Below are 25,496 nucleotides of genomic sequence, written 5' to 3'. Positions count from 1 at the left end.
TAGCTTGCTTCTCAAAATTCATTTAAAAAACAGCTTTTGCAATTTCCTTCGTTTGATCAGGTTTACCCATCGTATAAAAATGCAATACAGGCGCTCCAAATTCAATCAACTCTTTACATTGCTTAATCATAGCAGCTGTTCCTATTTCTTTGGCTTCTGCATTGGTTTTAGCGTGCGATAAGGCATCCGTTAATTCGTCTGGCAAATCAATATGGAATATCTTAGGCAAAGCCGTTACTTGACCTAAAGTACTGATGGGTTTTAAACCTGGAATAATAGGTACATTGATATCATTCTCTCTACATTTTCTTACAAACTCAAAATATTTCTGGTTATCAAAAAACATTTGGGTTACGATAAATCCAGCGCCCATGTCTACCTTTTGCTTCAGGTATTTGAAATCAGTATTGAGGTTAGGAGCTTCGAAATGTTTCTCTGGATAGCCCGCTACGCCGATACAGAAGTCACTTTTAAAGGTTTCTACATCTTCGTGCAGGAACTTCCCTTCATTATGGTTTTTGATATGCTGGATAAGGTCGGTAGCATAAGCGTGTCCACCTGGCGTAGGCACAAAAGAACTGTCAGCTTTACGAGCGTCACCTCTCAAAGCCAATACATTGTCAATCCCCAAAAACTGCAGATCTATCAGTGCATTCTCTGTTTCTTCCTTGGTAAAGCCACCACAAATTAAGTGTGGAACGGCATCAATTTTATATTTATGGATAATGGCAGCACAAATGGCAATAGTTCCTGGACGTTTACGATAGGATACCTTTTGCAATAAGCCGTTAGGTTGTTCTTTGTAGATGTAGTCTTCCCTTAACGAAGTAACGTCAATAAAAGGTGGTTGAAATTCTAACAAAGGTTCAATACCATTGTAAATCCAATCGATACTTTGTCCTTTTATCGGTGGTAAAAGTTCAAATGAGAATAAGGTTTTTCCTTTTGCGTTTTTAATATGTTCTGTAATCTTCATTTTTAAGTTATGGGTTACGGGTTGAGAGTTGCGCGTTTAGAGTGTTATTTGATTAATTGCTGGTAATATTTAATAAACCCGTTTAGTAATTTTCTAGTGGTTTCAAGTTGTTGCAGATTAGACTTCATTGTTATTTCATCAATATATCCCTGATCAAAAGAAATATAAAGTTGAGTTTCTAGCTCATAAATCGAGCCTCTGGCTATAAAGAAAAATTGAACACTATCTTTTGGATGATTTCTACCACAGCCCTCAGCAATATTTGAAGGTATTGAAACTGCACATCTTCTCATTTGACTAACCAGTCCAAATATTTCTTCTTTTGGAAAGAGCTTGGTTGCTTGATAGATATTATTCGCTAAAGCTCTTGCTTCTTTCCAAACTTCTAGGTCTACGTATGCTTTTTTTTCTTTTTCCATTTTTATACTGTTAAACCTGTAACTTTTAACTCGTAACCCGCAACTTTAATATGCTAAATTCGGCGCTAACCACCTTTCCACTTCTTCTACATCTAAGTTTTTCCTTACTGCATAATCCTCTATTTGTTCCTTGCTGATTTTACCTAAACCAAAATATTTCGATTCTGGATGCGAGAAATAAAAACCACTTACGGCAGCCGTTGGGTACATGGCGTAACTTTCGGTAATGCGCAAACCTATTTTCTCCTCCGCTTCCAACAGGGCAAACAACGTTCCTTTTTCGGTATGTTCAGGACAAGCTGGATAACCTGGTGCTGGACGAATACCTACATATTGTTCCTTAATCAAATCTGCATTAGAGAAATTCTCTTCCTTGGCATAACCCCAATAATCCTTACGTACCAATTCATGCAATTTCTCTGCAAAGGCTTCCGCCAAACGATCGGCCAAGGCCTTTACCATGATGCTGTTATAATCATCGTGATGTTTTTCATATTCGGCTACCAGCTCATCACAACCAATTCCTGCGGTTAATGCAAAACCTCCAAAATAATCTTCTACTCCGCTCTCTTTCGAGGCAATAAAATCAGACAAAGCATAGTAAGGCTGTCCATCTACTTTTTCGGCCTGTTGGCGTAAAGTATGAATTCTCACTTTTTCGGCCTTGCCATTTTTTAATTCTGGCGTAACTTTCAAAGTGCTGCTCGCTACATCAAGCTCTATATCATCACCGATGGTGTGTGCGGGCCAAAAACCAAATACGGCTTTTGCTTTCAATAGTTTTTCGTCGACGATACGTTTTAACAACGCCTGCGCATCATCAAAAAGCTTTTTAGCCTCATCCCCTACATTCTTATCTTCGAAAATTCGAGGGTAACTACCTCTTAATTCCCAAGTATGGAAAAAAGGCGTCCAATCGATATAAGGCAGCAATTCTTCCAAAGGAAAATCTTCCAGCACTTTTGTTCCTGTAAATTTTGGAGCTGCGGCCACTTGTGTCAAATCGATCTGGAACTTGTTTGCTCTTGCCTCTTCCAAGGTTTTAAAGCGCTTATCGGAACGTTTGTTCAAGTGTGCTTCACGAGCTTTATCGTATTCTGCCTTAATTTGGTCAATATACGATTGCCTCAATTCGCCATTCATTAAAGTGCTACAAACAGTCACACTTCTAGACGCATCTAATACGTGAATAGCAGGACCAGAATAGTTTGGCGCAATTTTCACCGCCGCATGTATTCTAGAAGTGGTTGCACCACCAACGATCAGCGGAATGGTAAATCCTTCACGCTCCATCTCTTTGGCAAAATGCACCATTTCATCCAACGATGGCGTGATTAAGCCACTTAACCCAATAATATCGGCATTAATTTCCTTAGCTTTTTTAATGATTTCCTGCGCAGGCACCATTACGCCCATATCCACAATCTCGAAGTTATTACAGGCCAAAACTACGCCTACAATGTTCTTTCCGATATCGTGTACATCACCTTTTACGGTTGCTAATAATATTTTACCTGCCGAAGAGCCTTGTGAAGCATCTGGGTTGGCCAATTTCTCTTCCTCAATAAAAGGCAATAAATAAGCTACGGCCTTTTTCATTACCCTTGCCGATTTCACGACCTGTGGCAGGAACATTTTTCCAGCACCAAATAAATCCCCAACAATATTCATCCCGTCCATCAACGGGCCTTCAATCACCTGAATTGGCCTAGAATACTTCTGGCGGGCTTCTTCTACATCATCATCTAAAAATTCTACAATGCCTTTTACTAAAGAATGTGATAAACGTTCTTCCACAGTGCCTTGACGCCATGCTTCATCTTTTACCACAACTTTGCCTTTATTTTTTACCGTCTCCGCAAACTCCACCAACCTTTCGGTAGCATCATCTCTACGGTTTAAGAGTACGTCTTCCACCCGTTCTAAAAGCTCGGGTTCAATTTCTTGGTAAACTTCCAACATCCCCGCATTTACAATTCCCATATCCAGTCCTGCATGGATGGCATGGTACAAAAATGCCGAGTGCATGGCCTCACGAACCACATTATTTCCTCTAAAGGAGAAAGAAATATTAGATACCCCGCCGCTTACTTTGGCATGTGGTAAATTTTGTTTGATCCAACGGGTAGCCTCAATAAAATCTACTGCATAGTTATTATGTTCTTCTAACCCTGTAGCTACCGTTAAAATGTTAGGGTCAAAGATGATGTCCTGTGGTGGGAAACCAATTTCGTCTACCAAAATGCGATAACTACGAGTACATATTTCTACCCTACGGTCATAGTTATCTGCCTGACCTTGCTCGTCAAATGCCATCACCACCACCGCAGCACCGTAGCGCATAATTTTACGGGCATTGGCCTTAAAAATTTCTTCGCCTTCTTTTAAAGAAATAGAGTTAACAATGCCTTTTCCTTGCAAGCATTTTAATCCAGCTTCAATGACGGTCCATTTAGAGGAGTCGACCATGATGGGCAATTTGGCAATATCTGGTTCAGACGCAATCAGATTCAAGAATTTGGTCATCGCCGCCTCCGAATCAATCATTCCCTCATCCATGTTTACGTCGATAATTTGCGCACCACCCTCTACCTGCTGTAAGGCTACAGCTAGTGCTGCTTCATAATCGCCACCTAAAATCAATTTAGAGAACTTAGGCGAGCCCGTGATGTTGGTCCTCTCGCCCACGTTTACAAAAATGCTCTCGGGAGTGATGGTTACAGGCTCCAATCCGCTTAAGCGTAAATAAGGAGCGATAGTTGGAATTTTCCTTGGATGTGCCGCTGCTGCCTTTTTAGCAATACAGCCAATATGGTCTGGCGTAGTTCCACAGCAACCACCAACGATATTCACAAAACCAGAGGTGATGAAATCATCTACCAAATGTGCCGTTTCATGTGGTAACTCATCATAAGCACCGAACTCGTTAGGCAAACCTGCATTTGGATAGGCGGAAACATAGCAAGCAGCTTTAGCGGCCAGCTCTTCAATGTGCGGACGCATTTCTTTTGCGCCCAAAGCACAGTTAAAACCAATACTCAAGGGGTTAGCGTGAGCTACAGAATTTAAAAATGCCTCTGCAGTTTGTCCAGATAAGGTTCTACCTGAAGCATCTGTAATGGTGCCCGAAATCATGATCTCGAGCTTTTTACCTACTACTTCTTCGTATTGTTTAATGGCAGCAATGGCCACTTTTGCATTTAGGGTATCAAAAATAGTTTCGATAAGCAATACATCCGAACCTCCATCTACCAAACCTCTGATTTGCTCGTAGTAAGCATCAAAAAGTTCATCGTATGAAATGGCCCTGAAACCTGGGTCATTTACATCTGGCGACAGTGAAAGGGTACGGTTGGTTGGACCAATAGCGCCCGCAACAAAACACTTCCTATCAGGAAATTTAGCCATAAATTCGGTAGTTGCTTCTTTAGCAATCCTCGCGCCTTCGTAGCTCAATTCGTACGACAGCTCTTCCATTTGGTAATCGGCCATGGAAATGCGTTGCGTACTAAAAGTATTCGTTTCCACAATATCAGCACCAGCTTCCAAATACTCGGTGTGTATGGCTTTGATAATATCTGGACGAGTAATATTCAATAGATCGTTGTTGCCTTTTACATCACAGGTATGGTTGGCAAAACGCTCGCCTCTAAAATCTTCTTCGGTTAGGGTATAACGCTGTATCATGGTGCCCATGGCACCATCTATAATTAAAATACGTTTCTCTAGTTCTTCTCTAATGCGACTCATTCAGTATTGCGTATAGAGATTTGTGTAAAGAGCCATATCGCAATACGCAATACGCTTTACTCAAATCTATTGGCTTACTCTAAAAGTATTGGAATGGATGTTCCCTTAAACTTATCTTCTCTCGCCACTGCTGAGATTAGAAATTAGCACCTTGTTGGCACAGGTTGCTAAGACTTCCTTGGGTCTAGTCCCTCCGTCTTTCTTAATAAGCAATGCAAAGGTGCAACATCCGCTTATCATTTCCAAAAATATCAGTAGCACAACCAAATAAAATTACAAAGGCCATGCAAATTTGCACGGCCTTCGATATAATATTCTGGAAAATGAGCTTATTTTCTGCTTCCGAAGATACGTAGCAAGAAAAGGAAGATGTTCAAAAAGTCTAAATATAAAGACAAAGCAGCAACAATAGCCATCTTTCTGCTCTCCACTTGCAATGCCTGTTCTCCATTTGTCTCCAAGCCCTCACCAATTCTTTTAATTTTCTGTACGTCATAAGCGGTTAAAGCAGTAAATACAGCAATACCGATAAACGCCATCACTAAGCTAAATTGTTCGCTTTGGATAAACATATTAATCAAACTTGCGACAACCAAGCCGATAACACCCACCATTAAAATAGGTCCAAATTTACTTAAATCGATATTTGTAGTGTAGCCCATAAATGCCATAATACCAAATATCCCTGCAGCAGCGGCAAAACAACTTACTACAGAACCAGAGGTATATGCCAAAAGAATGAAACTTAAACTGATACCTGTTAATACAGAATATAAAATAAAGATACCTACCAGAGCGCCATATGACAATCTGCTTAACCCAAAACCCATGGTTAACACTAAGCCTAGCGGAGCAAACATGGCAATATATCCAAAAATAGACATGCCGCCTTTACCTGTCTCTGGATTAAAGGTGATTAAATATTGCATTAAACCCTCGTTTGTACTAAATAAGTAAGCTGCTACAGTGGATAAACTTAAAGCAACAAACATCCAAGTGAAAACGTTAGCAAAGAATTTTTTAGAAACCGATTTTTCTTGTACAAAAACCGAATTGTCTTGATATTGATAATTTTGTTGTTCCATTATTAATTTAAATTGGTTGACGGATAAAAATACAATTTTAGTTTAATCTTTTTGTCAGCAGTTCCTCAACTTTTTTGTAAAACTGTAGCGGTTTTAGCTTTCTCCAGTGTAGTTCGTCCAGTTCGCCGCCAAAGTTGATGTAGTAATCGATACTGTGATCTCTGAACTCTCTAATCACGTGTTCATGAAAGTTGATGCCCGCAATCCAACCATCCTCTACATCCTGAAACCATTCTTCATAATAACTATCATCAGAAGCGTGGAAATTCAAAACATTTTCTCCAATAAGGATGAATTTGTTGATTCCTTCATCTATCATCAATTCTAAAATTTCTCTTTTTAAAATCATGATATCATTGGTAATGGCGTCATTCCATTCCCCTATCAATTCGATGATGGCGTATTCCCTATCGTAGTCAACATAGAGTACTTTAAGGTAAAGCGTGTTAGAACCAAAATGGTCCCATTGGGGATGAATGAGAAAATTATACAGCTGTTTATCGTAGTAAAACTCCGAGTATTCAGTATTATAAAAAGGCGAACGCTCGTCTTCAGCAGCGATATAGTCGTCTCTCCATTGATAATATGGTTCAATTTCGTGCATGAGGCAAATTTACGATTTTATCCCGTACGAACGGGAACGGAACAGCTCAAAAAAGATTAGCCACAAATACACAGATTTTATTTTTTACAATAACAACATCTGTGTATCTGTGGCTAATTAGTATATCGAAGCAGTTCGTTTATCTGCTAGCCTCTACGGCTTTACGCACACTACCATACTTACTCAAAAGTTCAGCAGCTTGTTCCTCGCCAATATTCAATTCTTCCATCACCATATGCGTGCCCCTATCCACCAATTTGTGGTTAGTCAACTGCATATCTACCATTTTATTCCCCTTTACACGTCCCAATTGAATCATCACGGTAGTACTTAACATGTTGAGCACTAATTTTTGCGCTGTTCCTGATTTCATGCGAGTGGAGCCCGTTAAAAACTCTGGTCCAACAACTACTTCCACAGGATAATCAGATACCGCAACAACAGGACCACCTTCATTACAGATGATACAACCCGTTAATACCCCATGTTTTCTAGCTTCTTCCAAACCACCAACCACGTAAGGGGTAGTACCAGATGCCGCCAAACCTACTAGCGAATCCTTTTCGTTGATATCATATTCCTGAAGATCAATCCAAGCTTGTTTTTCGTCATCTTCAGCAAACTCAACTGCTTTACGGATGGCACTATCACCACCAGCAATGATGCCTACCACCCAATCAAATGGTACACCAAAAGTTGGAGGGCACTCTGATGCATCAACTACGCCTAGCCTTCCGCTAGTACCTGCGCCAATATAAAATAACCTACCACCATTTTTCATTCTTTCGGCAACAGCTGTAGCCAGTTTCTCTATCTGTGGTAAAGCCTTCTCAACAGCCAGAGGAACAAGCTTATCCTCTTCGTTAATGCCTTTCAAAACTTCAATTACCGACATTTTATCAATGTCTTTGTATTTAGATTCCTGTTCGGTTACTCTTTTCATTTAAATTAAAAATAGGTTTTTCTTCTCACAAATTTGCACATAACCGCAATATCTTGCAAGAATTTTCAAATATCGGCATAAATTATTAAAAAACTAAATGGTAATTTATACGTTCTTTTTTTACAAGCAACTAATTTTAGTACCTTTGCACTATCCAAACTGATGAAAAAAAGTACTAGCCTCAACTTATTAATTGCGTTAGCCTATTGCGTAACGTTAATTGGCGGCATGTATTTGGGCTACAGATTTTTAAAGGACCAAGGATTTCAGGTCCAAAAGGATATCAGGTACGCCAATACCGAGGAAGAAAAAGTCGACGACATCATCCACATCATCAAAAAAAAATATGTTGACGACATCAATGCAGATAGTTTAAAACATTTGCCTATCGACAGTCTTCTTCACCAACTAGATCCACATAGCGCCTACCTTCCCCCTACCGAAGCATTTGAACTTTCCGAAACTTTAGAAGGTAATTTTGAAGGCGTAGGTGTTGAATACTATATCCTTAACGATACTTTATTAGTCACCAATGTGATTAAAGATGGGCCAGCTTTTTCGAGTGGGATCAGACAAGGTGATAAAATCTTAAAAGTAGACACTACCGTAGTGAGCGGTCGCAGTTTACCTCGATCGGCCATGATGGGTAGAATAAAAGGCAAAAAAGGCACCACTGTACAACTAACCGTCTTGCATCCAGGCACTACCACGCCTGTATTGCTCAATGTTAAACGCGGCAAAGTGGAGGTAAGCAGTATTGATGCCGCCTACATGATGAACCCAGAAACGGCTTACATTAGAATTAGCAAGTTTGGTGCAACTACCGATACCGATTTTGGCAATACGGTTAAAAACCTGAAGGCAAAAGGCATGAAGAAAATGGTGTTAGATTTAAGGGATAATGGCGGCGGTTATCTTACAGCGGCCACCTCATTAGCTAACCAGTTTTTACCCGAAAATAAATTGATTGTATACACCCAAGGCAAACATGACCCTCGTACAGATTACTTTACCACAGGTGGTGGCGAGTTTGAACAAGGTAAATTAGCAGTCCTCATTAACGAAAACTCTGCCTCAGCCAGTGAAATTTTTGCAGGAGCCATACAAGACCTCAATCGTGGAATCATTATAGGACGCAGGTCTTTTGGCAAAGGCTTGGTGCAAGAGCAATTCGCCTTTGAAGACGGTTCAGCTCTCAACCTCACCATTGCCCGTTACTATACCCCTTTGGGTCGAAGCATACAAAAACCTTACAAACGAGGTTACAAAGCCTACCAAAATGATATTGAAGACAGATACAATAGCGGCGAGCTTACCTCTGACGCACCAAAAGCCGATAGCCTGATGAACAATATGCCATATATCCTAAAAGATGGCAAAAAAATATTTGCTGGTGGCGGTATCCAACCTGACATTTATGTAAAGCTGGACACCATTGGCTACAACAAATTTTATGCTACGCTTGTGCAAAAAAAGGTGTTTGTAGATTTTGTATTTGACATATTAGCTGATCGCTATACCGCTGATTACCTTAATAAAGCCGTGAGTGTTTTCAATATTTCCGATAAGGATTATGTAGATTTCCTGAAATATGTGGAAGGCAAGAAAATCCCTATTGACACAAAACAGCTTATCGCCTCAAGGCCACTCATTTATAAAAACTTAAAGTTAATGCTTTATAAGTATTATTTAGGAGATAATGGCTATTATAAGGCCCACAACCTTAACGATGCCATGATTAAACAGGCACTTTCCTACTTGGGTTCATAACTGTCACTTTCCTTAAAACACTAATTTTTTAACTAGAAAAAGAACTTTAGTACGCTTCATCAAATGTAGCCCCGCTATCCACTTCAAGTCCTCGCTCGCTACGCTCACTGTGGGCTTTCCGTTATTATCGGGTTTAGTTAACAACCTACGCCGAACATAAACATCAAAGCGTCCAGCCTTTGCGTTCTTAGTGTACCTTCTCCTTTCTTAGCGGTTAAAAAAATCTTTAACGCGAAGGTGAAAATTTAAAATTGGTCATTCCATTTCATTCAAAACAGAGGTCCTCTTTTCAAAAAATCAAGTAAACTTTTCTAGCTTTTTCTGGCTTTTTCGAAAACATTCATAAAATTTTTTCAATTCTAATTAAAAATTATTTCATTGTAAATCAACAACTTAATACACTAAACGAAATAATTTATAGTACTATGTATTGCATAGTACATTATTAAACATATATCTTTGTATTATGATAGCAGAGAATACGCAAACCCAAATGCGCAAAGGCATACTCGAATACTGTGTGCTTTTAATCATCTCCCGAGGAGAGATTTATGCGTCCGATATAATTGCCGAGCTGAAGCGGGCAAAACTACTGGTAGTTGAGGGTACCTTATATCCTCTTCTTACTCGTCTAAAGAACAATGGCTTATTGAGCTACAACTGGGTCGAATCAACCTCTGGTCCTCCACGTAAATACTATGTACTCACTCCAGAAGGTCGCCAAATCCTTACTCAATTAGACACCACTTGGCACGAGCTGGTTTACGCCATTACAACCTCGCAACAGGGAGCTAACCCAACCACAGAACAATAAACAGAAAACAAACGCTAGTGGCCTACCACTATAAAGAATAAGACCATGAACAAGACAATTATCATTAACATAGGCAACTCCATCATCCATATTGAGGAAGAGGCTTATGAAATATTAATGGTTTACCTAAACGAGATTAAACAACATTTTGCCAAAAGTGCAGACGATTTCGAGATTGTAAAGGACATTGAGAACCGTATTGCCGAAATGTTTGCAGAAATATTGCAAAAAGGACAAAAACAAGTGATAGACGTTGCCGATGTACAAGGCGTAATTGCTCAAATGGGCAGCGTACAAGATTTTGTTGGCGAAGAAGAGGAAGAAGTAAAATACGACAACCCATACGGCAATTATAACAGTCCTAAAAAATTATACCGTGATACCGAAGAAGGTGTGATTGCTGGTGTGTGCGCTGGTTTATCTCACTACCTCAACATGGAAGCTCGCTGGTTACGCTTAGCCTTTTTCTTATTGATGTTTGTCGCCGGAACTGGAATTTTGGTTTACCTGATCCTTTGGATTGCTATCCCTAGAGCAGCTACCAGATCGGAACGGATGGAAATGAAAGGTGAAGCTACTAATTTATACGGCTACAAAAAGAGCTTTGACGAAGAGCTAGCTGCTTTAAAAGCCAATATGAAATCCGCTAACGACCATTTAGCACCAGTGGTCAAAAAATCAAGCAATTTCATTACCGATATCATCAAAATGTTTGGCCGATTGATCAGGGGCATTTTTAAAATTTTCGGAAAAGGCATTGCCATCTTCATCATCGTGTTTGGTTTTGGCTGTCTAATTACATTAATCGTCTTCTTGGGAATGTTACTTGGCTTCTGGGATGACAGCGCTTATCAAACTTTCCCTTTAAGCGTGATTAACACACCTTTCAGAGAAGGTTTAATCGTTAATGCTTTTCTTACTTTCTTCATTCCCATTTTGGCCCTGGTACTTTTTGCTTTAAAAGTCATCAACAACAGGATAGAAATCAGTAAATACATTTGGTTTGCCTTATTGATCCTATGGTTAATCGGTGCCGGTGCATCAGGCTATTATACCGCTAAAATTTTAGGCGAATTTAAAGAGGAAGCACAACTGGTACAGCAAACCGACCTAAAACAATACCAAACCTATGTAATTGACGTAGACAAAAGCATGGTATTTAACAAAGAAGACAGTATTCGCTATCATTTGGAGGACATCAATATTGGCAACAGAATTATTGTGGACAACTATGATAATGGCGGTCCATTTAGAGATCCTAGAAGTGTAAGTTTTGAAATCACCAAAAGTCTTGATAACAAAGCTTCAATTACCGCTACTTACGAATCGCAAGGTAGAGACTTTCAAACGGCACTAAAACACGTACAAAATATCGATTACAAGTTTGTTCAAAAAGACTCTTCACTAGTGTTCAGCCCTAACATACAGTTTAAGAAAAATATGCCTTGGCGTGATCAAAGCGTACATATTCAATTAAAAATCCCTGTAGGTAGCCGTGTTCTGATCAATGAAAACACCCACAGGTACTGGAGCTTTTATCAATATTATTGGTGCCGCGACAGTCAAGGTGAACATAAGGAGCCTTACCGCGAATCAATCATGACTGAAGATGGATTGAAATGCAGATACGACCTTGAAAACCCAGAAAACCAATAAATAATCATTCCCGTTAGGTATCGGTAAACGAAAAAACACGATAGTTTACTGATCCCTAACTATTTTATACTTACCCATTTTTATCACCTAAAATGTCTTCCAAAAAGGAGGAGGGCCATCCTATTGTATAAAAAATAGTGAATAAGTAGCACTGATTAGTACATCAATCATAAACCAATCACTAGCGCTAATTCCCTAAATCCTAAAAAAGAAAAATCATGAAAAAAATATTACTAATAATGACATGCCTTTTGGCGTGGGGGGCTGCTTTTGCTCAAAAAAAGGGGAACATCAGCGGAAAGATCGTTACCGAAACCAACGAGCCACTACCCTACAGTTTGGTGAAATTGGTAAACATCGCTGATACTACAAAAACAATGGAGGTATCGGCCAATTTAGATGGACTGTACCAGTTTGTAAATGTTAGCGAAGGTCAATACCTATTGCGAGTAAAAATGGTGGGCTACCAACCTTATAACGGTCAAAAATTTAGCTTCTCGGGCAGTGACTTACAACTACCAGAAATAAAAATGCAAAGCACCAGCAAACAATTGAAAGAAGTAAGTGTAGTGGGACAAAAGCCTTTTGTAGAACGCAAAGCCGATAAAACGGTACTCAACGTAGAAAACAATGCAACTGCAGCGGGAAATAGCGTGCTTGAACTTTTGGAAAAAGCACCTGGAGTAACCATAGACCGCCAAACGGATCAAATTAAGCTGAACAACAAAGCGGGCATTACCGTAATGGTGGATGGTAAAACGAACTACCTATCTGGTGCCGATATTACTACGGTATTAAGCAACATGACCAGCGACCAAGTAGCTAGTATTGAACTAATCACCAATCCTTCTTCTAAATATGATGCCGCTGGTAATGCGGGGATCATCAATATTAAACTAAAAAGAAACAAAAACTTTGGCACCAATGGCAGTGCGGTTCTAAATACTGGATGGGGCGGCGTTAAAGATGGCCCTAACAACTTATACCGCCATAGTGCCAACCTAAATTTGAACCACCGAACGGAGCAATGGAATATTTTTGGTAACACCACCTACAACACCCGCTCTGGTTTTAACGAAACTTTGCTGACCAGAACCGCCAATACCCCCTCAATGCGCACCACCTTTGACCAATCGTTTAACCGCAAACAAAAAAGCCCTGGTTATTCGGCCAAAATTGGTGCAGATTATTATGCTTCTAAAAAGACGGTATTAGGGGTAATGGTTGATTTTTTTAATGCTAAAAATGAAGTGATGGGATTGAGCAGTGCCGATGTTAACGAGTACCAAGGAAACACACATACATTAAGCTATATCAAACAAAACAATGGCAACAACAGTAAAATGCAAAATGTAACGGCCAATTTTAACGTCAAACATGACCTACCAAAGGAGGAAGCCAATATTACTTTTGATGTTGATTATGCCAATTACACTATGGATAGGAATGATAGCTTTGACGCTCGCTACCTCAATACTGCACAACAAGAAACCAATAGCTCTAATCTACGTAATATCGTTGATGCCAAGATAGATGTGATTGCTGCCAAAACAGATTTTTCATGGCCTTTCTCCAAAACCCTAAAGTTTGAAGCAGGACTAAAAAGCAGCTTTGTAAATACCAATAATGATTTTGTTTCAGAGCAATTGAGCAACGGTTCATGGGCTGATATATTGGGTCGCTCAAATCTTTTCATCTATAAAGAAAATATCAATGCGGCTTACTCCAACCTCTCCAAAACTTGGAAAAAATGGGATTTACAATTAGGTTTGAGGGCCGAGCATACGCACAGCAAAGGACATTCGATAACCAGTAATAAAATCGTCGACCGCAATTATGTATCGCTGTTCCCTTCTGTTTTCCTTAAACAAGAATTGAGCAAAAACCACAGTTTCAATTACTCTTATAGCCGTCGTATCGACCGCCCAAGCTACCAACAGTTAAACCCATTTGTACAGTACCTTGACCCATATACCATTGATAGCGGCAACCCTTACCTTAATGCGCAGTTTACCGATAATTTTGAATTTGCCTACAATTTTAAGGAGTTCTCGCTGTCGTTTAATTATGCCGACGTAAGGGGAATGATTACGCAGGTGAGCCGACAAAACGATGCCACCAGGCAAATAGAAGTTCAGCGCCAAAACTTTGGACATGCCAATTTATATAATGCCAATTTGTTTGTCCCTCTTAAAATCACCAAGCAATGGAGCATGCAAAATAACTTCTCAGCCAATTATCAAAAATATGAAGACGGAACTTTGGTAGGTGCTCAATTCCAAAAATCTAAGGTTTCCTTTAATTTCAACACTTCACAATCCTTTGTTTTCTCCAAAACATTTAGGGCCGAGTTAAGCTTTTGGTACGATTCGCCAAGGATAAGGGGTGTGGAGGAAACGACCATTGCCCAATACGCCCTAAACTTGGGTGTACAAAAAAGTTTAATGCAAAACCGAATAAAATTACGCTTAAGTGTGGATGACATTTTGAACACCAACTATTGGGAGGGCCGTATGAAATACCAGAATGTGGATATGTATGTTACCAACCATTATGTGAATAGAAGGGCTTCCTTCAGTATCAATTATAGTTTTGGTAACCAACAAGTGAAATCGGCACGTAACCGTAAAACATCACTTGAAGATATTAAAGGTCGTACAGGCGGATAGCTTGTATGGAAAGTTAAATGCTTAAATTTTAAAAATACTGAGATGAAAAGAATAATGTTATTAATGGTGATATTAACCATGATTTACGCCTGTAACCAAGGCCGCACCTCTGTTAAAGTAAGTAAAACAGCCACTCGCTACGAAATGCTGGCCGAATACCCAGAGCGAAAAACAGACAGGGTACTTAATGTTTTAAAGAATGCCTTCAAAGATCAGGATAGCTTATTATTAAACAAAAACCTAAGCGGCGGAAAGGAATTGACTTTAGCCAATGGAGCTGTTTTCTACCTTCGTTTTAATCCAGGCAAATTGGAAATGGAGTTATTAAATTCAAAGAATAGCGCTGCTGGCCTTGAGTTTTTTGATAAGATGGTGCGAGAAGTTAAAAGTGCGGTGAATTAGATTAGTAAATCGACACACCTTAGACATTTAAGAACATTTTAGTTTTTTTAGACCCAATGCCTTAATGATCTTAATTCCTTAATGTTTAAAAGAAAAGTCACCTTAGCCACCTTAGCACATCTTAGATTTGGCGCATACCAACTTAAATGATCTTAGGTGTCTTAGATGGTTTTAAAGATTTTCGCTCGAACACCCTATTTCACTACATACCTCATTACACTGCGGCCTACATTGCCATTTTTATCTATTCCCTCTACCACTACCCTGTAGTTACCTTTTCCATCGGCATTATTAAACTCAAAGCTAACGTTGCCTTTTTCATCAGTAATAAGTTTAGGATTCCAGTAAATCGTTGTTCTTAAATCGTTACTAGTTACAGCAGCATTTGGCGCATACTTTGGTGAATAAAATTCACGTTCTTTGCTATAGCCCTGTGGTGTATACTTCACTTCATACTTTTTAGGAAGCATATCCAAGAAATCTTGCTTAGACATTTTCTCACCTTTAGGTATTTTTTTAGTATTCACAACCAACACGCCTCTCGTTCTATACATTCTATCTACTGTACCTAATGGGTCGTTCAAGAAGACTTCTACAGATTCAACATCAGACGCGTTAACAGTATTAATTCCATTGGCATCTATAAACATTCCGTTTAAGAAAATAGCTACTGGAACACGGGTACCTGCATTATAGTCTCTAGTTATAAAAAACTTTTGTTCTTGAAAATCATAAGTTAAACTTGGCACCTGCGTTTTTAAGCATTCCAAAAGTATATTACAACCTTCAAATCTTGCCCCTTCAATCAAACGATCTGGGACTTGACTAAGCCCTGATAAAGCCGCATGGTCCGAATGACTAGGGCGCTTAACTCCCGCACCTTTAATTTCTACTGTTTTAAGCGTACGCATAAAGCGATATTGCCTTTGGCTGTTACTCAAATAAGAAGCCATTGCAGTATCAATATTCTCTATCTCATCAGCCGCATGTACATTCGTTCCCCTGGCTGCCGTTGGACTACCATCCAACATGATCATTAAATTATTATAGTTAGGGTTATAACGTGCGCTTATTACCACTTGCGACGAATCGGGGAATACCAGATCCTTAAAGTTAAATACCCCCACATTGCTGGTAATCGTTTGGGCCGAAATAGGCTTGCCCGTCACCATCATGCGCATAGCACCCTTTTTAATAGGCATGCCCGTAAGATCCCTCAAAGTTCCCGAAATACTGATGCCCTGCTCAGGCAATAAAAATATTTTAGGATAACGACCTGCCAATATCTCCTTGTAAGCAAACCTTCTATAACCCTGTGTCAACATCAGTTTATCCAGTTCGCCCAATTTCTTTTCATCAGTTTTGTTAAAATAGTAATTCGGCTTTTCAACATAACCCTTTAAATCAGAAGTAAGCAATAACGAGCTCAAAATAGTCACCTCATTATTCTCATCACTAGGAACCTTCGTTTCATCCGTAACACTTACCGAAAAATCGCCCGCAACCGGTTGTCCCTTACTTTTTGCATCTAAACTTATCTTTACTTTTTGGCGAGGTTTGTAAGTAGGCAAATTGGCCTTAAGGGCTAAATTCATCACATCGTTATGCAACACAAACACCAAACGTTCACTCACAGGTTCACTTCTTTCGTTAAAAAGCGTCAACTGCGCAATGCCCGATGGAAAGTTTTGCTTAGGAATTTTAACCGTAATCACTTGGTTCTTTAAATTCATTTGTGCGCCATAGGCCACATTGTTACTGTTTTGCCCCACCAAGTAAAACAACTTCTCCTTGTTGGCTTCAAAAAAGGCATTACTAGCCAAAATACGTAAGTTAATAACGTCAGTTACCGCTGTATTGTTCACCTGCAAAGTAATCCCGTCAACCGCTTTAGGTACCTCAACGGTTTTGCTTAAGCCATCTTTACCCGAGTATTTTACTTTATAGCTCTTACCAGCCTCTGGCGAAATAAAGAAACTACCAATACCCGCAAAAGTAGAAGCAAAAGTACCCACTTCGTTGTTCTGCTCATCCACAATGCTCCCCTTTACATCCGCACCCAAGCCACTTGGCAGTACCGCTTTAAAACCCACCTGGTTCGGAATCCCCACAATCAACTCTCCCCCCTCTGGGAACAATTGAAAATCAATGCCGTTATCATTCTGCCTAATGTTAAAACTAGCACTAGCCAGCTCCTTATCAGCGATGCTCACATCAGCTACCAAAGTCCCTTTTTTAATAGGATCGCCAGCCTTGCTAGTAATCGTTACCGTTAAATAACCATTCGCATCCGTAGTTCCTCGGCCACTGCTAAACACATCATAATTATGAAACAATCGCCAATTAACCGTTTTGTTGGCCAGTGGCTTCTTGCTCGTATCCTTAAACTGTATACGGGCCGTAGTTTTAATGGCCTTATCCGTGGGCGTATTGGTATAACTAATATTGGTAAGCAACTGCTTGTCAATAGCCTCACCAATCAAAATGTTTTTCGAGAAAAAATATTCAGCTTCAAAGTTCAGCATCCACAACGTGTAAGCCCTTATGTAATAATTACCCTGTTTGTAAGTATTCATCGGCAAAGGAATATTCCCATAAGCCACACTATTTTTAACGGGCAGCTTTACCGTTTGCACCAACGAATCCACCGCATTGTAAACCTCCACATAAACAATCTTACTCAGCGGCGAAGGTAAAGTACCCTGCGTGGTCACATAAGCCTTAAACCAAATCGTATCGGCCACGGCATAATAAGGTTTATCAAAATGCAAGTATACCTTTTCAAGCGGTTGCTCCGCATTAAGGCGCTTAGTTTTGTTGATAATGGTATTTAAGGCGGCAGTATCTTGTTGGGCGTAAGCCAATGTAGTGCTCAAACAAAATAACAGGACCAGAACTTTAATTGCTTTCATTAATACACGGTTTGCTTAGTGCTAAGTGTGCTAAATATAGGATTTATTGACTAACTAGCGGACCATTACCGCTAAGTTTAACAAAATTTTACATTCCAAAAAAGCTTGCAAGCCCCACCAAACCACTTGCTAATAAACACTTTTAGTTTACCCAATATCTTTTAATCAAATGCCCATATCTTTTAGAAGCGCAAAACTCCTGCTGCCCACCAACAGCAGTCCCGCCATACATTGCAAGTCCTCGGTTTCGTTCCTCAACCTGCGGGCTTTCCATTGCTGTCGGGGCTAGCGACTAATGGCACTGCCAAAAAACACCATACCTTTAAAACTTCCTATTAACAACAATGCAAAGCCTTTTATATCTGCACAAATGCTGTAAAACAACGTATCAATGTATATCAACAACGGAACAATGTCGTATGAATTTAAATCAATGCTTATCGACAATAAGACATTGTTGTACAACAATAGAAAAAAGTTATACAACAAAGAGCAAATGTTATACGACAATAGAAAAATGTCATACAACAAAGAATAAGTGTTATATAACAATATAAAAGTGTCGTACAATAAAAAACAAATGCTGATCGACAACAAGGTAATATCGTATAACAACGAATCAATGTCGTACTAAAAAAAGAATCAATTGAACAGCAAACCTCTAAAGTTCACCGAATAGCTAAGCACATGGCTCAGTAAACCAGGTGTGTCATATATTTAAATGGCTAATTAACATCAAATGGTTACAGCGCTATACTACATCCCTGCCAAAGACAGCACATTAAATTTATGTCCATCTGGATCTGCAAAGGCGCAGAAATAATAACCTCCATACCTGCCTGGTTTCTGAAAAATATCGGCCCCAGCCTTACGAGCGGCATCTGCCCAGTCATTAACTTCCTCATCAGTATCTGCAGCGAGGCTAAAAATCACTTCATTGCCTTCTTTTGCCAAAGCAAATGCACCCTGCATGTTAGATAGCAAGGCTTCCTTCTGAAAAAAATGAATGATAAATTTGTCATCACCAAACAAGAAACTCGCCAAGTCAGGTGCATTATTGTGCCCATTGGGCGTAAACCCTAGTTCGGTATAAAAAGCCCTGGTACGCTCTACATCTTGTACCGCTAGGTTTGCCCAAATCTTCTTCGTTTTCATATTGTTGTTGTTGAGGTGATTAAATAACAGTTGGCTATTGGTTTTGTTTGTGCTCAATAAGTCGCTTTATTTGTTTATACCTATCGCTGGTATTTTTTTGCGCTCGTCATTGCGAGGTACGAAGCAATCCAAAAGCGATAATGATGAGATTGCTTCGTACCTCGCAATGACGAGAATGTCTATCATAGCTTTATTAGCCATTCATACGCAAAATACACCATAACACGACACTGGCATTTTTTTCATTCTGTGTTAAACACGTTTATGCAATTTAATTTCGTAGTTTTAAGTAGTCTATTACGCTAATCACTATGTCTCGAACGAAATCTATAGCTTGCTTGATCCTCGTTTCTGTCCTTTGTTTATTTGGCAATGATGCCAAAGGTCAAATCAAGCAAGAACTACAAAAACTATCTTTAACCAAAGACAGTACCATGAAGGTAAACAGCCTAAACAGGCTGGGAACACTTTACCGCAACCGAAATACGGATAGTGCCTTTTACTACGGAATGCAGGCCAAGAGAATAGCGGCCAATTTACGTTACCAAAAAGGAGAAATAGATGCAGACTTATTACTTGCCCATTCTTTTTTTAAAAGAGGGCTGTATGCCGAGTCTTTAAATATACTTGGCAGTGCCTTGCCTTTTTACCAAAAAACAAATGATGTAGAGAAAATCATTAGGGTACACCTAGACATGGTGGAAGTTCTGAACAAAGGTATTTCTGATAGAAAAAAGATTGTATCCCTTTTGCAAAAGGCTATCGAAATGGGGACCACAAAACTTGAAAAAGACAGCATCATGTCTGAAGTATATCTCACTTACTGTAACCGAAATCCCAGCCTTTCTACAGATAGCATTAAATATTACCTCAACAAGTCTAAAAATATCGCAAGTCGTTATAAAGACCAGTACATGCTTAGCTTTAACCTATTGTGGCAGGCACGTTTGCTAATTTTAAATGGACAAAAACAACAAGCATTACCTATTATCAAACAGTTGATATCAGATTCGCAACGCAATGACCTGCCAAGTTTAGAAATCAATTCGCTCTTCTTAATGACTGGGTATTACGACAACCAGCCCAAAATAGCACTCGACTATTTTTATCAAGCTTACCATGTAGCCCAAAAAAGTGGCGATAGTTATTTGGAAATCTATATTTTAAATAATGCTTTACAGGTTGCTAACCAATTAGGCGACAAGGACGAAATCATTAAAGTTTATGCTGAACTAGAAAAAGCCACATCGGCCGAATGGGAAAAGTCGAAAAAGTTCATCAGTGACTATGTAAAATATAACGCCATTCAAAATGACAACAAACTGTTAAGCAAGAAAAACGAGCAAAAAACAGGCCTTATCGTTGCCTTTGGGATTTCTCTGGCTATTACCATTTTCGCTTTGTTTAAGCTATGGAACAACCGAAGACGGTTATTGGATTTGAACAAGAAAATTTGGACTCAAAATTCCAACATGCAGCAAACACTGAATGCCTTAGAACAAAGCCAGGCCAATAACACTAGGATGATGCAAATTGTAGCCCACGATTTACGCAATCCCATAGGTGGTATATATGGCATTGCTGAAATGATGTTGTATGAAGAGGGCCGTACAAAGGAAGATAGAGAGGCGCTGGAAATGATCAAAACATCTGGAAAACTATCACTCGATTTAGTAAGTGATTTGCTGCTGGCGCATACCAAAACAAACGAACTGGAGAAGGAACCTGTTAACTTGGGTGAAATGCTGCGTTACTGTGTTGATATTTTGCAGCCTAAAGCGGCACTAAAGGAACAGCAAATAGACTTACAGGTTAAAGCTAACTTAAGCATTCTTGCCAATCAGGAAAAACTTTGGCGGGTAGTTAGCAACTTAATTGCCAATGCCATTAAGTTTAGCCCCAAAGGATCATCTATTCAGGTAAATTTACAAAAGGAAGCACAACATGCACTGATTTCTGTAAAAGATGATGGCATAGGAATACCAGAAGAACTGGCTTCCAAAATATTCGACATGTATACCGATGCCAAACGGACTGGAACAGCTGGCGAGCAATCATTCGGTTTAGGATTGGCCATTTCTAAACAGCTTGTTGAAGCTCAAGGCGGCAAGCTCTGGTTTGAAAGCAAGCCAGGATTTGGAACTACTTTTTATGTAGAACTACCAATTTAACTTTAGCGTATTGATCTGATTTAAGGCCGAGAGAACAGATACTAGCCTTATTCTAGCTCGTCGTTGGCGCATGCCTAGCGTGTGCAAAACCAGAAATGAACTACAATTATCATCACTAAAGTATAAAACTGCTAATGATGTCGCTATATACACGTTGTGCGATTACACCGATCCCTGTTGCTCGAAACTCATATTCCTTGCCGCTTTCTAAACCATTAAGCAACATTTTGCTTTTGGTATCTAGCAACACAGTCCATTCATGCATCCCTTTTTTTCTATACTCGTATAAATAAGCTTTGGCACCTTGAATGGTTTTAAGACTTATCTTAATGGTTCCCGCATATCCTGGTTCAACCTTAAAATTTTGTGGCTTACTCAAAATGCAAACAGGTTCGGGAGTTTTTCTCATGGTAAATCCCGAGCTGGCCAATGCCTGCCCATTGTCTTTTGCCTTAAGCTTTACATACAACGATAAACTTACTAAAAGGTTAACCAATGTTGAACGCTTGCTTTTACGATCCAATAGCTGCAATTTATTTCCTTCTTTAGCATAAGTTATGGCGGCTTCAAATGCTGCCAAAGCCGATTCAATGTCTACAATAGCTGGATCTGGATCAATAAAATAAACATTGTCCTTCATTTTTTCCACAATTACTTGTGCTTTTATCATGAGTTCGGTATCGCTATACCTGCCAAAAGAGGTTACAATGCTTGCTTTTTTCATAGTGGTTAGATTTGATACTCATAAAAATAAAAAATTATCTCCATATTAAAATCCATTGTGATACAACAAAAAACCAGTTGCTTTACGACATAGATATATGATGATATGACAACATCTAATTACCATATCACAATCTTGCATTGCAGACCCTGAAATAAATTCAGGGTGACGCTAAAGGGGCGTTCCGTCATGCTGAATTTATTTCAGCATCAGCTTTAACGTACCTTTTCATAGCTAATAAGCTAACCCAAGTATAAAATTTGCTTTAAATAAAAAGGCCGCTGATCTTTCAGCGGCCTTTCTTGAGGATAATTGGTGTTCTAATCACTGATCCTCGAGTAACTATATTCTCTTGCCTATGTAATAAGATTTAAGATCAAATTAATTTATTTAGACTTACGAAGTTTTAAAAACTTCGTAAGTCTTAGAAAGACACTTACTTTAGCTCTATTATTGTACATTCACCGCTTCATTGTTTTTAAATTTCAAGCAAATGAAATAGCCAATAAAGGCACCAAGGATTGAAGCAATAATATCTTTGTAATCGAAGACATTGTTGTTAAAAACACTTCCTTGAATTAACTCATAACCCACAAGTCCCAGACCTGCAGACAAGGCATGCTTTTGCAATGTTGTCTTTTGATCTTGAACAAAGTAGAGTAACACGATGATCAATCCTGCAAAGAAGTTTGGTGAAGAATCTGCAATACCATAATCATTGATCTGATTTGCATAAATGTATTGCCTATAAGTTGATTTTAAAATGATGGCAATAATGGAAAGCAGAATGATGAGCATCCATAAATATTTGGTTTGTGAGAGAGGCCTAAGTTTCATTGTAGTTTATTGATATAAAACAGAGAGGCCGCTGATTTTTCAACGGCCTTTCTTTGTGATGACTGATATGCTAATCAGTAAAACCACCAGTTAATATAATTATGCGGTTGCTTTTTTCTTTTTGTTTTCGCTATAACCCGCAAAGCCAAGACAAAGCACCAATAAAATGGTTCCTGCTAATGAAATCTTCTCGCCCATGTAATAAGATTTAGGCTCAAATTTAAATTCCACTTTGTGGTTACCTGCTTCTAACTGAGCGGCACGTAGTACATAGTCTGCTCTGAAGTAAGGTTTTTGTACCCCATCAACATACATGTTCCAACCTTTATCATAATAAACCTCTGAAAACACCGCAATCACATCACGTGGTGCGCTGTAACTGTACTCAATATGATCAGGGTGGTACTTCTCCATTTTGATAAAAGCATTTGGATCAGCTCCTAAACGGGTAGTGTCCAATAGTTTTTTATACTGTTCATCTACAATCGCCTCAACTTTAGGGTCAAAGCTGCTAATGGCTTTCATTTCCTCATCAGCGTTTTTTACAAATTGTACGCTCTTCACCAACCAAGCATTACCCAACGCCGTAGCATTTCTGCTCATACGGTACGATCCGTTTTCAGGATCTTTGGTAATGAAATATCTCGTATTCAACATATCCAACACATCTTGGTTCACGCTCTTACTAAACTGATGCTGAATCAACTCATCATATCTTTTCAATTTAGCGGCATGGTAACCACCAATAGTTTTATGGAAGTTAGAGGTACTTGCATCACTAAAAGTATTAATGGTTTGATCGTATACACGATAGTTAGGATCTTTATCGCTGGCAATCAAATGATCAATATCTCTAGGTTGGAAATAGTTATTAAGCGTTGATTTGCTTTCAAAATTTTTGCTGTTCAAATACTTACGATCCACTTGCCACATATCAATTAATACGGCAAAGGCCAATAGACCAAATGCTACTTGTGTATTTAATTTTTTAGTGATAAAGGCCCAAACAATGGCATAGCCGAACGCAACAAATAAGAAAGCTCTAATGGCATCAGCCCTAGCAATAGCAATTCTATCTTGCACAAGTGCATTAGCTAATTTTTGTGCGGCGGCTGCATTGTTTTGCAAAGCTTGTGTTAAGGCTTGCACAATATCCGCATGGTTATTGGTTTTAAAACTGAAGAACAAAGTTGGTACCAGCGCTACAATTAAGGCAAAGCCGCCAACAATACCAGCAGACCAGGTTAGCTTTTTCACCAACTCCTTTTGTTCCAGCTTGCTCTCTTGCGCCTCTTTTAAAGCTAAGAAAGCCAAGATTGGCACCATTAATCCTACCACGGCCAAAATAGATTCGACTGCCCTAAATTTATTGTAAAGTGGGAAGTAGTCGAAGAACAAATCAGACACGTACGGGAAATTTTTACCAAAGGATAATAGCATGAAGAGTACCGTGGTTGCTAAAATCCACCATTTGATGCGACTACGCACAATGAACAATCCGAAGACATATAAAAAGCATACAATGGCTCCAAAATAGTATCCTCCAGCAGTGAAAGGTTTTTCGCCCCAGTATTCTTGCATGTTGAAGCTACCTGCCAACTGTTGGATAATTTGAGTGGTTTGTGTTGGATCCCCGCCTGAAAAATCTGCAGCTACGGCTTTATACATATTACTTTCTGGTTTCACCAATTCGTCAACACCAGTAGCACCGCCGTATAAATTAGGAATTAAAAAGCTGAAACTTTCGCCCACGCCTTGACTCCAGCCGTAAGCATATTCCTTACTCATTCCTGCTTTTTCTTGACTTAAGGTGTCGGTTAAGTTAGATTTACCCCTGTTGGTTTCGCCCGCATATTCAGACGTCGTCCACAATAAGCTGGCATTAATCATTACCGCTAAAACTACCGAACCGGCCAAGTAACCAATGGCTTTACCAAAAGCAGGCAAGGTTTTATTTTTATAAGCTTGATATAATTCTATTCCTACCAAAATCAATAAAGAAAGGAACAAGTAATAAGTCATTTGAACGTGATTAGCTCTAATTTCTAAAGCTAAAAACAAGGCCGTTAAACTGGCTCCGAGCAAATAACGCCCACGTAAGGTGATGAATAGACTGGCAATGATAGGCGCAAAAAAACCAATGGCTAAGGCTTTATTACTATGGCCAGTAGCAATTAACACAAAGTTATAAGTGGTAAAAGCAAAGGCAATGGCCCCTGCCGCAGCTAGCCAGGGATTTACTTTTAAAGTGATAAAAAGAAAATAAGCACCAACCAACAAAAGCAATACGGTACCTACCGGATTTGGAAGCGCCTTGGTAATTAAAGCAATACCATAGGTAGCGCCATTGTAGGCGTACTGCACCCAAATTTGATAAGCTGGCATACCTCCAAACATTTGGTTGGTCCAAAGTGGCCCTTTGCCATCCTTCTCTTTGTACTCCATGATTTCTTTTTGCATGGCTTTAGATTGGAGGACATCACTTTGTGCCGGCGCTTTACCTTGTAAAACAGGACTGAAATAGATAAAGCAGATTACTACAAATGCTGCTAGAATGGCAATATGAATGCCATTTTTGTTTAACCAATTGTTCATTAAGGTTATTTTAA

General features: G+C 39.3%; 19 protein-coding genes and 1 riboswitch. Of the genes, 7 read left to right on the top strand and 12 right to left on the bottom strand.

Annotated features, from left to right (window positions below):
* Positions 1-22 precede the first annotated feature (22 nt).
* The 6 genes from DUT70_RS14325 to murQ form a co-directional block, all read right to left on the bottom strand.
* Positions 23-976, bottom strand: a complete 954-nt coding sequence (locus tag DUT70_RS14325) for a methylenetetrahydrofolate reductase (RefSeq protein WP_113648030.1) — start codon at positions 974-976, stop codon at positions 23-25.
* A gap of 44 nt (positions 977-1,020) precedes the next feature.
* A complete protein-coding gene (locus tag DUT70_RS14320) occupies positions 1,021-1,395 on the bottom strand; it encodes a four helix bundle protein (protein ID WP_113648029.1) in 375 nt (124 codons plus the stop codon).
* Between the two features lie 45 nt (positions 1,396-1,440).
* Complete coding sequence (gene metH, locus DUT70_RS14315; protein ID WP_113648028.1) at positions 1,441-5,145, bottom strand: methionine synthase; 3,705 nt, start codon at positions 5,143-5,145, stop codon at positions 1,441-1,443.
* Positions 5,146-5,253: 108 nt separating this feature from the next.
* A riboswitch (SAM riboswitch) is annotated at positions 5,254-5,357 on the bottom strand.
* 117 nt (positions 5,358-5,474) lie between these two features.
* On the bottom strand, positions 5,475-6,230 hold the full coding sequence (locus DUT70_RS14310) for a Bax inhibitor-1/YccA family protein (RefSeq protein WP_113648027.1): 756 nt from the start codon (positions 6,228-6,230) through the stop codon (positions 5,475-5,477).
* A 37-nt stretch (positions 6,231-6,267) separates the two neighbouring features.
* The gene (locus DUT70_RS14305) at positions 6,268-6,834 is read right to left on the bottom strand and encodes a hypothetical protein (RefSeq protein WP_113648026.1); all 567 of its coding nucleotides are present in this window, start codon (positions 6,832-6,834) and stop codon (positions 6,268-6,270) included.
* Positions 6,835-6,973: 139 nt separating this feature from the next.
* On the bottom strand, positions 6,974-7,777 hold the full coding sequence (gene murQ / locus DUT70_RS14300; RefSeq protein ID WP_113648025.1) for an N-acetylmuramic acid 6-phosphate etherase: 804 nt from the start codon (positions 7,775-7,777) through the stop codon (positions 6,974-6,976).
* A gap of 162 nt (positions 7,778-7,939) precedes the next feature.
* On the opposite strand from murQ, the gene DUT70_RS14295 reads away from it, so the two are divergent.
* The 5 genes from DUT70_RS14295 to DUT70_RS14275 all read left to right on the top strand — a co-directional run bounded on the left by DUT70_RS14295 (position 7,940) and on the right by DUT70_RS14275 (position 15,088).
* On the top strand, positions 7,940-9,547 hold the full coding sequence (locus tag DUT70_RS14295; RefSeq protein WP_113648024.1) for a S41 family peptidase: 1,608 nt from the start codon (positions 7,940-7,942) through the stop codon (positions 9,545-9,547).
* Positions 9,548-10,013: 466 nt separating this feature from the next.
* A complete protein-coding gene (locus DUT70_RS14290) occupies positions 10,014-10,361 on the top strand; it encodes a PadR family transcriptional regulator (protein ID WP_113648023.1) in 348 nt (115 codons plus the stop codon).
* Positions 10,362-10,406: 45 nt separating this feature from the next.
* A complete protein-coding gene (locus DUT70_RS14285) occupies positions 10,407-12,017 on the top strand; it encodes a PspC domain-containing protein (protein WP_113648022.1) in 1,611 nt (536 codons plus the stop codon).
* Between the two features lie 218 nt (positions 12,018-12,235).
* Positions 12,236-14,686: an outer membrane beta-barrel family protein gene (locus DUT70_RS14280; RefSeq protein ID WP_113648021.1), complete on the top strand. Its 2,451-nt coding sequence runs from the start codon at positions 12,236-12,238 to the stop codon at positions 14,684-14,686.
* A gap of 42 nt (positions 14,687-14,728) precedes the next feature.
* Positions 14,729-15,088 carry a hypothetical protein gene (locus tag DUT70_RS14275; RefSeq protein WP_128353373.1) on the top strand — a complete coding sequence of 120 codons (360 nt, stop codon included), beginning with the start codon at positions 14,729-14,731 and terminating at the stop codon, positions 15,086-15,088.
* A 194-nt stretch (positions 15,089-15,282) separates the two neighbouring features.
* Here the strand turns inward: DUT70_RS14275 and DUT70_RS14270 are convergent, their stop codons facing one another.
* Both DUT70_RS14270 and DUT70_RS21490 read right to left on the bottom strand, forming a co-directional pair.
* The gene (locus DUT70_RS14270) at positions 15,283-18,000 is read right to left on the bottom strand and encodes a carboxypeptidase regulatory-like domain-containing protein (RefSeq protein WP_113648019.1); all 2,718 of its coding nucleotides are present in this window, start codon (positions 17,998-18,000) and stop codon (positions 15,283-15,285) included.
* A gap of 142 nt (positions 18,001-18,142) precedes the next feature.
* Positions 18,143-18,274, bottom strand: a complete 132-nt coding sequence (locus DUT70_RS21490) for a hypothetical protein (protein ID WP_262512180.1) — start codon at positions 18,272-18,274, stop codon at positions 18,143-18,145.
* Positions 18,275-18,391: 117 nt separating this feature from the next.
* Here DUT70_RS21490 and DUT70_RS21200 point away from each other — a divergent pair, with 117 nt between their 5' ends.
* Complete coding sequence (locus tag DUT70_RS21200) at positions 18,392-18,538, top strand: hypothetical protein (RefSeq protein ID WP_162926629.1); 147 nt, start codon at positions 18,392-18,394, stop codon at positions 18,536-18,538.
* 218 nt (positions 18,539-18,756) lie between these two features.
* Here DUT70_RS21200 and DUT70_RS14260 read toward each other — a convergent pair whose 3' ends face one another.
* The gene (locus DUT70_RS14260; protein ID WP_113648017.1) at positions 18,757-19,155 is read right to left on the bottom strand and encodes a VOC family protein; all 399 of its coding nucleotides are present in this window, start codon (positions 19,153-19,155) and stop codon (positions 18,757-18,759) included.
* Between the two features lie 311 nt (positions 19,156-19,466).
* On the opposite strand from DUT70_RS14260, the gene DUT70_RS14255 reads away from it, so the two are divergent.
* Positions 19,467-21,326: a sensor histidine kinase gene (locus DUT70_RS14255; protein WP_113648016.1), complete on the top strand. Its 1,860-nt coding sequence runs from the start codon at positions 19,467-19,469 to the stop codon at positions 21,324-21,326.
* 115 nt (positions 21,327-21,441) lie between these two features.
* Here the strand turns inward: DUT70_RS14255 and DUT70_RS14250 are convergent, their stop codons facing one another.
* The 3 genes from DUT70_RS14250 to DUT70_RS14240 all read right to left on the bottom strand — a co-directional run bounded on the left by DUT70_RS14250 (position 21,442) and on the right by DUT70_RS14240 (position 25,482).
* Complete coding sequence (locus tag DUT70_RS14250; RefSeq protein ID WP_113648015.1) at positions 21,442-22,050, bottom strand: fibronectin type III domain-containing protein; 609 nt, start codon at positions 22,048-22,050, stop codon at positions 21,442-21,444.
* Between the two features lie 450 nt (positions 22,051-22,500).
* Entirely contained in the window at positions 22,501-22,887 is a 387-nt protein-coding gene (locus tag DUT70_RS14245; protein ID WP_113648014.1) for a VanZ family protein, read from the bottom strand.
* Positions 22,888-22,986: 99 nt separating this feature from the next.
* Positions 22,987-25,482, bottom strand: coding sequence for a YfhO family protein (locus DUT70_RS14240; RefSeq protein WP_113648013.1), 2,496 nt, complete (start codon positions 25,480-25,482; stop codon positions 22,987-22,989).
* Between the last annotated feature and the right edge of the window lie 14 nt (positions 25,483-25,496).

Origin of the sequence: Pedobacter chitinilyticus (genome assembly GCF_003313385.1) — a bacterium.
GTDB lineage: Bacteria > Bacteroidota > Bacteroidia > Sphingobacteriales > Sphingobacteriaceae > Pedobacter > Pedobacter chitinilyticus.
Note: the sequence above shows the minus strand (reverse complement) of the source record. Positions and strands in the feature narration are given on the sequence as shown.

Bases quoted from the DNA above. Each gene is read 5' to 3' on its own strand.
- DUT70_RS14325 (WP_113648030.1), bottom strand. From the start codon at position 976: ATGAAGATTACAGAACATATTAAAAACGCAAAAGGAAAAACCTTATTC.
- DUT70_RS14320 (WP_113648029.1), bottom strand. From the start codon at position 1,395: ATGGAAAAAGAAAAAAAAGCATACGTAGACCTAGAAGTTTGGAAAGAA.
- metH (WP_113648028.1), bottom strand. From the start codon at position 5,145: ATGAGTCGCATTAGAGAAGAACTAGAGAAACGTATTTTAATTATAGAT.
- DUT70_RS14310 (WP_113648027.1), bottom strand. From the start codon at position 6,230: ATGGAACAACAAAATTATCAATATCAAGACAATTCGGTTTTTGTACAA.
- DUT70_RS14305 (WP_113648026.1), bottom strand. From the start codon at position 6,834: ATGCACGAAATTGAACCATATTATCAATGGAGAGACGACTATATCGCT.
- murQ (WP_113648025.1), bottom strand. From the start codon at position 7,777: ATGAAAAGAGTAACCGAACAGGAATCTAAATACAAAGACATTGATAAA.
- DUT70_RS14295 (WP_113648024.1), top strand. From the start codon at position 7,940: ATGAAAAAAAGTACTAGCCTCAACTTATTAATTGCGTTAGCCTATTGC.
- DUT70_RS14290 (WP_113648023.1), top strand. From the start codon at position 10,014: ATGATAGCAGAGAATACGCAAACCCAAATGCGCAAAGGCATACTCGAA.
- DUT70_RS14285 (WP_113648022.1), top strand. From the start codon at position 10,407: ATGAACAAGACAATTATCATTAACATAGGCAACTCCATCATCCATATT.
- DUT70_RS14280 (WP_113648021.1), top strand. From the start codon at position 12,236: ATGAAAAAAATATTACTAATAATGACATGCCTTTTGGCGTGGGGGGCT.
- DUT70_RS14275 (WP_128353373.1), top strand. From the start codon at position 14,729: ATGAAAAGAATAATGTTATTAATGGTGATATTAACCATGATTTACGCC.
- DUT70_RS14270 (WP_113648019.1), bottom strand. From the start codon at position 18,000: ATGAAAGCAATTAAAGTTCTGGTCCTGTTATTTTGTTTGAGCACTACA.
- DUT70_RS21490 (WP_262512180.1), bottom strand. From the start codon at position 18,274: ATGGAAAGCCCGCAGGTTGAGGAACGAAACCGAGGACTTGCAATGTAT.
- DUT70_RS21200 (WP_162926629.1), top strand. From the start codon at position 18,392: ATGTATATCAACAACGGAACAATGTCGTATGAATTTAAATCAATGCTT.
- DUT70_RS14260 (WP_113648017.1), bottom strand. From the start codon at position 19,155: ATGAAAACGAAGAAGATTTGGGCAAACCTAGCGGTACAAGATGTAGAG.
- DUT70_RS14255 (WP_113648016.1), top strand. From the start codon at position 19,467: ATGTCTCGAACGAAATCTATAGCTTGCTTGATCCTCGTTTCTGTCCTT.
- DUT70_RS14250 (WP_113648015.1), bottom strand. From the start codon at position 22,050: ATGAAAAAAGCAAGCATTGTAACCTCTTTTGGCAGGTATAGCGATACC.
- DUT70_RS14245 (WP_113648014.1), bottom strand. From the start codon at position 22,887: ATGAAACTTAGGCCTCTCTCACAAACCAAATATTTATGGATGCTCATC.
- DUT70_RS14240 (WP_113648013.1), bottom strand. From the start codon at position 25,482: ATGAACAATTGGTTAAACAAAAATGGCATTCATATTGCCATTCTAGCA.